At 36.6% G+C, this 11,593-nt stretch carries 10 protein-coding genes; all 10 read left to right on the forward strand.

All coding sequences use genetic code 11. The features are described 5' to 3' along the window. Window positions 1-30: 30 nt before the first annotated feature. The 10 genes from SBH76_RS10655 to SBH76_RS10700 all read left to right on the forward strand — a co-directional run bounded on the left by SBH76_RS10655 (window position 31) and on the right by SBH76_RS10700 (window position 11,382). A complete protein-coding gene (locus SBH76_RS10655; RefSeq protein ID WP_317977792.1) occupies window positions 31-402 on the forward strand; it encodes a GntR family transcriptional regulator in 372 nt (123 codons plus the stop codon). Next, on the forward strand, window positions 395-1,096 hold the full coding sequence (locus tag SBH76_RS10660; protein WP_317977793.1) for an ATP-binding cassette domain-containing protein: 702 nt from the start codon (window positions 395-397) through the stop codon (window positions 1,094-1,096). The genes SBH76_RS10655 and SBH76_RS10660 overlap by 8 nt, the downstream gene beginning before the upstream one ends. Continuing rightward, a complete protein-coding gene (locus tag SBH76_RS10665) occupies window positions 1,086-1,925 on the forward strand; it encodes a hypothetical protein (RefSeq protein WP_317977794.1) in 840 nt (279 codons plus the stop codon). Before SBH76_RS10660 ends, SBH76_RS10665 begins: the two co-directional genes overlap by 11 nt. A 133-nt stretch (window positions 1,926-2,058) precedes the next feature. Then, the gene (locus tag SBH76_RS10670) at window positions 2,059-2,655 is read left to right on the forward strand and encodes an ECF transporter S component (protein ID WP_007591025.1); all 597 of its coding nucleotides are present in this window, start codon (window positions 2,059-2,061) and stop codon (window positions 2,653-2,655) included. Window positions 2,656-2,834: 179 nt separating this feature from the next. After that, entirely contained in the window at window positions 2,835-3,542 is a 708-nt protein-coding gene (gene purC, locus SBH76_RS10675; protein ID WP_007591028.1) for a phosphoribosylaminoimidazolesuccinocarboxamide synthase, read from the forward strand. 9 nt (window positions 3,543-3,551) lie between these two features. Continuing rightward, complete coding sequence (gene purB / locus SBH76_RS10680) at window positions 3,552-4,982, forward strand: adenylosuccinate lyase (RefSeq protein WP_317977795.1); 1,431 nt, start codon at window positions 3,552-3,554, stop codon at window positions 4,980-4,982. A 10-nt stretch (window positions 4,983-4,992) separates the two neighbouring features. Further along, window positions 4,993-6,270: an adenylosuccinate synthase gene (locus SBH76_RS10685; RefSeq protein WP_009662752.1), complete on the forward strand. Its 1,278-nt coding sequence runs from the start codon at window positions 4,993-4,995 to the stop codon at window positions 6,268-6,270. Between the two features lie 70 nt (window positions 6,271-6,340). Then, entirely contained in the window at window positions 6,341-7,360 is a 1,020-nt protein-coding gene (pheS, locus tag SBH76_RS10690; protein WP_007591033.1) for a phenylalanine--tRNA ligase subunit alpha, read from the forward strand. 49 nt (window positions 7,361-7,409) lie between these two features. Continuing rightward, on the forward strand, window positions 7,410-9,830 hold the full coding sequence (pheT, locus tag SBH76_RS10695) for a phenylalanine--tRNA ligase subunit beta (RefSeq protein ID WP_317977796.1): 2,421 nt from the start codon (window positions 7,410-7,412) through the stop codon (window positions 9,828-9,830). Between the two features lie 67 nt (window positions 9,831-9,897). Further along, the gene (locus tag SBH76_RS10700; RefSeq protein WP_317977797.1) at window positions 9,898-11,382 is read left to right on the forward strand and encodes a bacterial Ig-like domain-containing protein; all 1,485 of its coding nucleotides are present in this window, start codon (window positions 9,898-9,900) and stop codon (window positions 11,380-11,382) included. Window positions 11,383-11,593 lie beyond the last annotated feature (211 nt).

Raw genomic sequence — 11,593 nt, forward strand, 5'->3', positions numbered from 1 at the left:
GAGGCAGTACAATAAACGGAAGGGGAGTATATGGAATGGAAGGTGAAATCCGACAGAGCCGTGTATTTGCAGATTATTGATTATATAAGAATGCAGATATTTTCAGGTGAGATAGGATGTGGAGATAAGCTTTTGAGCGTAAGAGAGCTTTCAAATGTATTGAATGTAAATCCCAATACTGTCCAAAGGGCGTATGCGGAGCTTGAAAGAGAGGGACTGGTAGACACTATAAGAAATACAGGCCGTGAAGTTACAACTAATTTAGAAATAATTAAGCAAAGCAAAGAAGAACTGGCAAAAGAATATACCACGGAATATTTTTTAAATATGGTTAATATGGGATTTTCAAAAGAGGAAATACTTAAGAATATACAGAAGATGGAGGATGATAAAAATGCTTGATTTACTTAGTTTAAAGGCTGTCAGTAAAAAATATGGAATTAAACAGGCACTGAATAATATAAACCTGAATATACCGGCCGGAAAAATTGTCGGACTGTTCGGTCCGAAGGGTGGAGGCAGAACTACCTTAATAAAGATAATTACAGGCGTATTAAATCAGACTGAGGGCGTAGTGAGTATTGACGGAGTTGAACCGAATGAAATAACAAAATCCTATGTTGCGTATCTTCCGGATAAAATTTTTCTTGAGGAAAATATGACTATAAAAGATACAATATCTATGCATGCCGATTTTTATGAGGATTTCTCCAAAGACAAAGCCTACGAAATGTTTAATGATTTAAAGATTCCGGATAAATTCAAGATAAAAGCTTTGTCAAAAGAAAACAGAAGAAAGTTGCAAGCTATACTTATTATGAGTAGAAATGCAAAGCTCTACGTTTTGGACGAACCTTTCTTAGATGTAGACAATGATGCAAGGGATTATATATTGAAAATAATTTTAAGCAACTACAATAGGAATGCTACTGTTTTGATATCTACAATTCTTACTCCCGAGGTGGAAAGGATAATTGATGAAGTCGTATTTATAAAAGACGGAGAAATCGTACTATATGATGCGGCGGAAAAGATAAGAAATGAAAAAGGCTGTTCTATAGATGAATATTTCAGGGAGGTATTTAATGTCTCGTAAATTGATAAAATATGAATTTAAGCAATTGAAATCTGCACTTTTACTCACAGCAATAGCACTTGCGGTTATTACGGGAATAATTTTCTGTGTAGTAATAGTTCCGATGTTGGTTTTCGGAATTAATGACTCGGCGGAAGGTATATTATCGATTTTTTTGGCGTATATAACTTTTATTTTATACGTAGTTATATTGATTGTCACAGGAATAGGTATGAATATATATATAGGAGTCAGGTTTTATAAAACCATGTATTCAGGTGTAGGATATTTTACAAATACATTGCCTTTAAAGAAACATGAGATTATTTTGGGTAAGGTAATACCGGCGGTAGTAGTACAAACAATTGTAACGCTGATGGTTGTTGTATCAGCAAGTATCATATTGGGTGGATATATATTGGTAACAGACGGATTTGGAGATTTGATGCTTTATATAGCAAGATTTAAAGGTGCAGTACTGGGTGATTTTACAATGTTAACCGGTATGGGAATTGTACTTGGAATAGTCTTTGGCTGTTTGTTTGCAATTATACAAACAGTTTTCAATACATTGCTTTTATTTTTAGCAGTTTCAATCGGGCAGCTGTTTAATTCAAATAAAATCCTGATGAGTGTAATAATATTTATAGTTATGAACAGAGTATTTAATGCTGTTGACGCAATAATAGAAGTGATAACAAAAGCAATTGTATACGGGCCTTTTATACATAGTCCAAGTATATATAGTGTTATTACAATGATTTTAATCAGTACAAAGAATATAATAATAGCTGTAATTGCCTATTTAATAAGCTATCGCATACTCAGATACAAACTGAATTTGGAATAATAATTAAAATAAAAAAATTAAAAATATATTCAAATAATATAAGTGGTATGATTAAAACTATTTAAACTGGATATTTTAATCATACCACTATTTTTATATACTGATATCAGCCCAAAATGATGGAGGAAAGATCATGGAAAGAACAAAAGACAGTACGGTTTTTAAACTTGTAGCAACAGCACTTATGGCGGCATTATGTTATGTGAGCTTCACATATTTAAAGATACCGATTCCTACAATATCAGGCGATATGACGGCATTACATATCGGAAACGCTTTTTGTGTTATTGCGGCGATATTGCTTGGAGGAGTATATGGCGGTATAGCGGGAAGCCTTGGAATGACCATAGCCGATATTTTAGATCCGGTATATATTACTTCCGCACCTAAAACATTTATATTAAAGCTTTGCATCGGACTTATCGCAGGCTTTGTGGCACATAAAATTGCTCATATTACAGAAAATCATGATACAAAATACATTATGAAGTGGACTGCAATATCTTCAATCTGTGGATTAGGATTTAATGTTATATTCGATCCTATAGTGGGATATTTGTATAAGGTATATATTTTGGGAGTTCAGGCGGATGCCGCAAAGATCATGGCTACATGGGCGGCAGGTACAACTCTTATAAATGCAATAGTAAGTACCGTATTGATAGTAATACTTTATGCTGCACTCAGACCGGTGCTTATTAAGTCGGGATTATTCCTTAAAATAAAATAGCATACTCCGTTTTAGAGGATATTTCTATTTGCTCTCGGGTGAATAGAGATATCCTTTTTTTTCTAATATATTGCCACATCCTTTATAGTGGTATATAATACAACCGTGGTATCTGCCCGCTTTGTTTTATCGGTGGACAGAGGGATATTGTAGATTTTGAAAGCAAATGGAGGTGTACAATGGAGAAGTTGGAGCAACTGTATGAAGGAAAAGCCAAGAAAGTATTTAAGACTGCGGACCCTGATGTGCTCATAGTTTCTTATAAAGATGATGCCACAGCATTTAACGGAGAGAAAAAAGGAACAATAGTGGGAAAAGGTGCGATTAATAATCGTATGACAAATCATTTGTTTAAACTATTGGAAAAGAAGGGAGTTCCTACTCATTATATCGAAGAGCTTAACGACAGAGAGACTGCTGTAAAAGCTGTAAAGATAGTACCGCTTGAGGTAATAGTGAGAAATTACTCTGCAGGAAGCTTTGCCAAAAAGCTCGGTATGGAAGAGGGAATCAAGCTAAAAACTCCTACTCTGGAATTCTCCTATAAAGATGACGATCTTGGAGATCCTTTTATAAACGGTTATTATGCATTGGCGCTTGATCTTGCAACTCAGGATGAGATTGACAAGATTGCCTCATACGCTTTCAAAGTAAATGAAACACTGATTGATTATTTTGACGGTCTTGGAATAGACCTGATAGATTTTAAAATAGAATTCGGCAGATATAAGGGAGATATTATCCTTGCTGATGAGATATCACCTGATACCTGCAGATTATGGGATAAACAAACCCATGAAAAACTGGATAAGGACAGATTCAGAAGAGATTTGGGCGGAGTGGAAGATGCCTACGCCGAAGTATTTAAAAGACTTGGTATACAATAGGAGGAAGGCTTGAAAGATAGATATATTAGTCCGCTTTCAGAAAGATATGCAAGTGCAAAGATGCAGTATATTTTTTCGCAGGACAAAAAGTTTAAAACCTGGAGAAAACTTTGGATTGCTCTTGCAGAGACGGAAAAAGAGCTCGGCCTGAATATTACTGATGAACAGATAGAAGAATTAAAGAAATTTCAGGATGATATAAACTTTGATGTGGCAAAGGAAAGGGAAAAGGAAGTAAGACATGATGTAATGAGTCATGTATACGCTTACGGAGTACAATGTCCAAAGGCAAAGGGAATTATCCATCTTGGGGCAACCAGCTGTTATGTGGGCGATAATACGGATATTATCATAATGAAGGAAGCCTTGGAGCTGGTAAAAGAAAAGCTTGTAAATGTAATCAATGAGCTTTCAAAGTTTGCTTTAAAATATAAGGATCTGCCTACTTTGGCATTTACTCATTTCCAACCGGCACAGCCTACCACGGTAGGAAAGAGGGCTACACTTTGGATAAATGAGCTTTTGCTTGATTACGAGGATGTAAATTATACTCTTGATAATTTGAAGCTTTTGGGCTGTAAGGGTACTACAGGTACTCAAGCCTCTTTTGTGGAGCTTTTTGACGGAGATGATGAGAAGATAAATAAAATAGATCCTATGATTGCAAATAAGATGGGATTTAAGGAGTGTTATCCTGTTTCAGGGCAGACATACTCAAGAAAAGTGGATATCAAGGTATTAAATGTGCTTGCAGGTATTGCCGCTTCGGCACATAAGTTCTCAAATGATATCAGACTTTTACAGCATTTAAAAGAGATTGAAGAGCCTTTTGAAAAGTCGCAGATAGGTTCATCAGCTATGGCGTATAAGAGAAATCCGATGCGAAGCGAGAGGATTGCATCCTTGGCAAATTATGTAATGAGTGATGTTATGAATCCTATGATGGTGGCATCCACTCAGTGGTTTGAAAGGACACTTGACGATTCCGCAAATAAGAGACTTTCAATACCTGAAGGCTTTTTAAGCATAGACGGTATACTTGATTTATATTTGAATGTGGTGGACGGATTGGTAGTATATCCAAAAGTTATAGAAAAACATTTGATGTCAGAATTGCCTTTTATGGCTACAGAGAATATAATGATGGATGCAGTAAAAGCCGGTGGAGACAGACAGGAGCTGCATGAAAGAATCAGAGAGCTTTCAATGATTGCCGGAAGAAATGTAAAGGAACTTGGAGAAGAAAACAATCTGCTTGATTTGATTGCAAATGATCCTATGTTCAATCTTTCAAAGGAAGAATTGAAAGAGTCTATGAAGCCTGAAAAATATATCGGAAGAAGCAGTGTTCAGGTGGAAGATTTTATAAAAAGAATTATCAAGCCTATCTTAGATGAAAATAAAGATATTCTGGGATTAAAGGCTGATATAAATGTGTAAGGAGAATTAAATGGTAAGAGCTATTGTAGGCGCCAACTGGGGCGACGAAGGTAAGGGCAAAATCACGGATATGCTTGCGGCTAAGGCGGATATTATTATTCGTTTTCAGGGTGGCAGCAATGCAGGTCATACAATTATAAACAATTACGGTAAATTTGCTTTGCATCTGTTGCCGTCAGGAGTATTTTATGATCATACAACAAGCATTATAGGAAACGGTGTTGCACTTAATATTCCATATCTTGTTAAAGAGATAAATGAGTTGGTTGAAAAAGGTGTGCCGAGACCTAAGATTTTGGTTTCAGACAGAGCACAACTTCTGATGCCATATCATATTTTACAGGATACCTATGAGGAGGCAAGACTTGCCGGAAAGGCATATGGCTCTACCAAGTCCGGAATAGCTCCTTTTTATTCAGATAAGTTTGCAAAAATCGGAATACAGGTAAGTGAGCTTTTTGACGACGAAATATTGGAAGAAAAGGTTGAAAAAATCTGTACATTAAAAAATGTTATGTTCAAGCACCTTTACAATATGCCTGAGCTTGATAAAACAGAACTTATGAATACACTTCATGAGTACAGAGATATGGTTAAACCTTTTGTATGTGATGTGAGTGCATATCTTTACAAGGCTATAAAAGAAGGAAAGAATATTCTCCTTGAGGGTCAGCTGGGCTCACTAAAGGATCCTGACCACGGAATCTATCCTATGGTTACATCATCTTCCACATTAGCTGCATACGGTGCTATAGGAGCAGGTATTGCTCCATATGAGATAAAGGAAATTACAACAGTGGTTAAGGCCTACTCATCAGCGGTAGGTGCGGGAGAATTCGTCAGTGAAATAGAGGATGAGGCTGCTGCAGATGAACTTAGAAGAAGAGGTGGAGACGGTGGTGAGTTCGGTGCTACCACAGGAAGACCCAGAAGAATGGGATGGTTTGATGCTGTAGCATCCAGATACGGTGTAAGAATTCAGGGTACTACAGAGGTCGCACTTACAGTACTTGATGTACTGGGATATCTAAAAGAGATACCTGTATGTGTAGGCTATGATATAAATGGTGAGATAACCAAGGACTTCCCTACAACAAATAAATTAAAGATTGCAAAACCTGTATATGAATATCTTCCGGGATGGAATTGTGATATCAGAGGTATAAAGAAGTATGAGGAATTGCCTGAGAATTGTAGGAAGTATATTGAGTTTATAGAAAAAGAACTTGAAGTACCTGTAAAGTTGGTAAGCAATGGACCGGGTAGAGATGATATTATCTATAGATAGGACTTTTGCCTTGCCCCATATTAGTTTAAACTGATATGGGGCATGACTATTCATTAAATAAGGAGAAAAAATGCTGGACATAATAGAGAAACTTCAAAAAGAAGCTTTAGAAAAGATAAACAGTGCAGAAAATAAAGAAAGATTAAATGAGCTTAAGGTAGCATATCTTGGTAAAAAGGGAGAGCTTACCGCACTTCTTAAAAATATGAAGAATGTAGCTCCGGAAGAGAGAGCGGAATTCGGTAAGGTAGTAAATGAAGCAAGAGAAGCTATTGAAAATACATTAAATAATGTCGGAAGTGAGCTTGCAAAGCTTGCACTTGAGGCCAGATTAAAGGCAGAGACAATAGATGTTACACTGCCTGCAAACAAGAGAGAGTTCGGTCACAGCCACCCAAATATTATTGCATTACATGAGGTTGAAAAAATCTTTACAAGCATGGGATATGAGGTTGTGGAAGGACCTGAGATAGAGTTTGACGAATATAACTTTACAAAATTGAATATCCCTGAGGATCACCCGGCAAAGGATGAACAGGATACATTCTATATTACAAAGGATATAGTGCTTCGTACACAGACATCACCTGTACAGGCAAGAACAATGGAAACAGGAAAGCTTCCTATAAAGATGATAAGCCCCGGAAGAGTTTATCGTTCAGATGAAGTGGATGCTACTCATTCACCTACTTTTAACCAGATAGAGGGACTTATTGTAGATAAGGATATTACATTTGCCGATCTTAAGGGAACACTTGAAGTATTCGCCAAAAAGCTTTTCGGTGAAGAAACAAAGGTTAAGTTCAGACCTCACCACTTCCCATTCACAGAGCCAAGTGCCGAGATGGATGTGACATGTTTTAAATGTCATGGAAGCGGATGCAGATTCTGTAAAGGCAGCGGCTGGATAGAGATCCTCGGTTGCGGAATGGTTCATCCTCATGTATTTGATATGTGTGGTGTAGATAAGAATGAATATAACGGTTTTGCATTCGGTATAGGACTTGAGAGAATAGCTCTATTGAAGTATGAAATCGATGATATGAGACTTTTATACGAGAATGATATCAGATTCTTAAAGCAATTCTAATAAAGCTTGTACAAAATATTATATTTACAGTAAATAACAGAGGTGAAGAATGGATACAGCATTATCATGGATAAAGGCCTATGTGCCTGACTTGGATGTGACTCCAAGTGAATATACAGATGCAATGACTCTTACCGGAACAAAGGTAGAGGGTTATAAAGAACTGGATAAAAATCTTGAAAAAATAGTAGTTGGTGAGATACTTTCAATAGAAAAGCATCCTGATGCCGACAAGCTTATCATTTGTCAGGTGGATGTCGGAAACGAAAAAATACAGATAGTTACAGGAGCACCTAATGTTTCGGTTGGTGATAAGGTGCCTGTAGTTTTGGACGGCGGAAAAGTTGCAGGCGGACATGACGGAAGTCCGTTGCCTGAAAACGGTATCAAAATAAAGAAGGGTAAGCTTCGTGGAGTTGAGTCATTCGGTATGATGTGCTCTATTGACGAGCTTGGTCAAGATAAGAACTATTTCCCCGATGCACCTGAAAACGGAATATATATCTTGCCAAAGGATGCGAAAGTCGGTAGCGATGCTATAGAACTTTTGGGACTTAGAGATACCGTATTTGAGTATGAAATTACATCAAACAGAGTGGACTGCTATGGAGTAATAGGAATTGCAAGAGAGGCTGCGGCTACATTCAAGAAAAAATTTGTTATGCCGCAGGTAAAAACAACAGGAAATAATGAGAATGTAAATGATTATTTATCTGTGGAAGTAAAGGATGAGACTCTTTGCAAGAGATATGTTGCAAGAGTTGTTAAAAATATAAAGCTTGCACCGTCACCGGCTTGGATGCAGGAGAGACTTCGTGCAGTGGGAATCAGACCGATAAATAATATAGTCGATATTACAAACTATGTTATGGCGGAGTACGGTCAGCCTATGCATGCCTTTGATTACAATCTTATTGAAGGACAAAAAATAGTTGTAGACAGAGCAAAGGACGGAGATGAGTTTGAAACTCTTGACGGAGTGGTAAGAAAGCTTGACAGCAATATTTTAATGATAAATGACGCTAAAAAAGCTGTAGCTATTGCCGGAATCATGGGTGGTGAGAACTCAAAGATTACAGATGATGTAAGTACAATGATATTTGAATGTGCTACTTTTGACGGTACAAATATCAGACTTTCATCAAAGAGAATAGGACTTCGTACAGATTCATCAGGAAAGTTTGAAAAGGGACTTGATCCTAATAATACTTATGATGCTATGATGAGAGCATGTTCCTTGGTGGAAGAACTTAGGGCAGGAGAAGTAGTAGGCGGAACAATTGATATCTATCCTGTAAAGGCGGTAGAGTCAAGAGTAGCTTTTGAGCCTGAAAGAATCAATAAATTACTTGGAACTTCCATATCAAAGGAAGATATGCTTGAAATCTTTGATAGAATTGAGTTAAAATACGATAAAGAGACTGACGAGATTGTGGCTCCTACATTTAGACAGGATATTCACTTCATGGCAGACCTTGCTGAGGAAGTTGCAAGATTTTTCGGATACGATAAGATACCTACAACATTGCCGAAATCAAGTGCTACTATAGGCGGTATCAGCATGAAGCTTGAGATAGAAGAACTTGCAAGAGAAGTGGCAAAGTTCTTGGGATTCTCAGAGGCTATGAACTATTCATTTGAGAGTGCAAAGGTTTTTGACAAGCTTGGATTATCAAAAGATAGCCATTACAGAAAAGCAATAGAGATCACAAATCCTTTAGGTGAGGATTTCAGAATGATGAGAACTCAGGCTGTAAACGGTATACTTAATTCCCTTTCAACAAATTACAACAGAAGAAATAAGGATGTGCATTTATTTGAACTTGCAAATATCTATATTCCAAAGGAGCTTCCTTTAAAGGAATTGCCTGACGAGAGAATGCAGTTTGTACTTGGGTTCTACGGTAAGGAAAACTTCTTTGATATGAAGGGTGTGGTAGAGGAATTTTTATATACAATAGGAATTGTCGGCAAGCTTCACTATGATCCAAGTTGTAAGGAAGAGTTCTTACACCCCGGAAGAAAGGCTGATATAGTACTTGACGGTGTACGTCTCGGATATTTGGGTGAAGTGCATCCGATTGTGTGTGATAACTATAAGCTGGGTGAGAAGACCTATATTGCGGTGCTTGATTTGCCGAATGTAATTCCTTTTGTAAACTTTGATATCAAATATACAGGAATAGCAAAATACCCTGCGATTTCAAGGGATATTTCTTTAGTAGTTCCAAGAAATATTCTTGTAGGTGAAATAGAGGATATTATTTCAGAAAACGGCGGAAGCAATCTTGAATCCTTTAATTTGTTTGATATCTACGAGGGTGATCAGATAGAGGCAGGATTTAAATCTGTGGCTTATTCACTTACATTCAGAAATAAAGAAAGAACTCTTCTTGATACTGATGTAAATGAAGTAATGGATAAGATATTAAAGAAGCTTGAGGAAAAGAATATCAAAATAAGATCCTAGTTTAAATTAAGCTGTGGGATAATCTTTGATAGATATGTGCTTTGTTTTAGAAAAGTGAGAGATGGATATGGTTAGAAGTAGAGGAAGGAAAAAGAAAAGTAAAGCTTTCATCAGGTACTTTTGTCTTTTTGTGTTTTCAGTTATATTGCTCACTTCTGCGCTAATCGGAGATGACACCAGAGCTTATGGAGAAGGAAGAGAGGCTATCTTTAAAAATCCTATAAATCCGGATTATGAAAGCAATGATAACGGAGTTAAGACATCATTCAGACTTAGAGTACTTAATAATCTGAGTGGAGAAACCGAATATGGTTCCAATGCTATGTCTTTGATTTCCGTAAGCGAGAACGACAATAGAAGAAGCACTATGAAAAATTTTGCGGATATACTGGATATGGATATTTACAGTAATCTCTGTCTAAGTGCAAATGTTGAAAACAGTTCCGATGTGGAAAGAGATATAAGTTTTGATATAAAACTGCCTTCTAAAACAGAGGGCAGTGTGTCTGAGCTTAGACTTATAAACTCAAGTCTTGATATTTTTACCGGAGATTTATCAGGCGTTGATATAAAGTATGAGACTGACGGAAAGACTGTCACAGAGACTGAAAGAAAGTCCGGAAAAAAGGTGGATTTTAATAAGGTTAATTCTGTAAAGATAGATGGGAAATTAGCCGCAGGTCAAAAATTTGAAGGCATTTTACCTATGGAAATCATAGAGCAAAGAATGGTAATAGAAAAAAAAGATGATTTTGTGGATGATTTGAAGACTATTGAAGAAGTTAATACAAATAATATCTTTGCTTTCAAATTGGATTACAGATATCCTATCAAGAAAGAACTTAATATGAGCATAGCAACCTGCCATGGAAGTGACAGGGCGGAGGATTTTTTAAACGGAAAAACAGTAGGTATAGTAAGGCGTGATGAGGAAAGCTATGATATATTGCCGAATGATATAATTGAAAAGCTTCCGGGAGCCAATGCGGCATTCTGTTCAATGTTTACTACAGATGAAAAGAAAGATGCGTTTGTAAATGATTACAGCTATATCAGTGTCAATACAAAGGATTTCCAGAGCCTTGTAAATGACAGAGGATATTCTCTCCTTATAAAAAACGGTTCATTACAGAATAAATACAGCTTTATAGTCGGAGAAAAAAAGCATATATACGACGAAGGACTTGAATTACATCTTGGTAAAAAGGATAAGTATAATCACTTGCTTTCAAAGGTATATGTAGAGTTTCAAAAGATTCTTGACTGTAAAGACCTTGAGATTACAGTTGGCAGTGAGTGGAAAAACTTTGACAATCTGGTAACCGCAAAGATTCAAAATGATGATGAGATTACAGAGATTGACAGAAGTAAAATAAAGGTTGAGTCCAATGTGGATACAAGTAAAACAGGTGACTACTCTGTAAAATATTCTTATGAAATTTTGCCGAGTATATGGGTAAGTAACAGTGCTAAGGTAAAGGTCACAGGAAACAAAGAGTCATCACAGACTGAGAAAGAAAGCAACAGTGACAGCAGTGTAAGGATTGAGTAATAAAATCCGGCTTGCAATTAGTACTGTTTAGTGATATTATAAGAACAGTTTTGTATTTTAATGGAGTGTAAATATGTTACCTGACTTCCGTCGTTTCTCTCAAAACCTAGTACTCTAGGTATCCAAGAGCATGCAGTTTTGAAAGAAATTGTCGACTTCAGCTTTGGTTAAATAGAGGGCATCAAGGTTACTAAAACCAACCAGTTTTTTA

This window comes from Lachnoanaerobaculum sanguinis, assembly GCF_033242365.1.
Taxonomy (GTDB): domain Bacteria; phylum Bacillota; class Clostridia; order Lachnospirales; family Lachnospiraceae; genus Lachnoanaerobaculum; species Lachnoanaerobaculum sanguinis.

Excerpts from the sequence above, each read along its gene's own strand:
- SBH76_RS10700 (WP_317977797.1), top strand. The coding sequence starts at position 9,898 with ATGGTTAGAAGTAGAGGAAGGAAAAAGAAAAGTAAAGCTTTCATCAGG.
- SBH76_RS10655 (WP_317977792.1), top strand. The coding sequence starts at position 31 with ATGGAATGGAAGGTGAAATCCGACAGAGCCGTGTATTTGCAGATTATT.
- pheT (WP_317977796.1), top strand. The coding sequence starts at position 7,410 with ATGGATACAGCATTATCATGGATAAAGGCCTATGTGCCTGACTTGGAT.
- SBH76_RS10665 (WP_317977794.1), top strand. The coding sequence starts at position 1,086 with ATGTCTCGTAAATTGATAAAATATGAATTTAAGCAATTGAAATCTGCA.
- SBH76_RS10670 (WP_007591025.1), top strand. The coding sequence starts at position 2,059 with ATGGAAAGAACAAAAGACAGTACGGTTTTTAAACTTGTAGCAACAGCA.
- pheS (WP_007591033.1), top strand. The coding sequence starts at position 6,341 with ATGCTGGACATAATAGAGAAACTTCAAAAAGAAGCTTTAGAAAAGATA.
- SBH76_RS10685 (WP_009662752.1), top strand. The coding sequence starts at position 4,993 with ATGGTAAGAGCTATTGTAGGCGCCAACTGGGGCGACGAAGGTAAGGGC.
- purC (WP_007591028.1), top strand. The coding sequence starts at position 2,835 with ATGGAGAAGTTGGAGCAACTGTATGAAGGAAAAGCCAAGAAAGTATTT.
- SBH76_RS10660 (WP_317977793.1), top strand. The coding sequence starts at position 395 with ATGCTTGATTTACTTAGTTTAAAGGCTGTCAGTAAAAAATATGGAATT.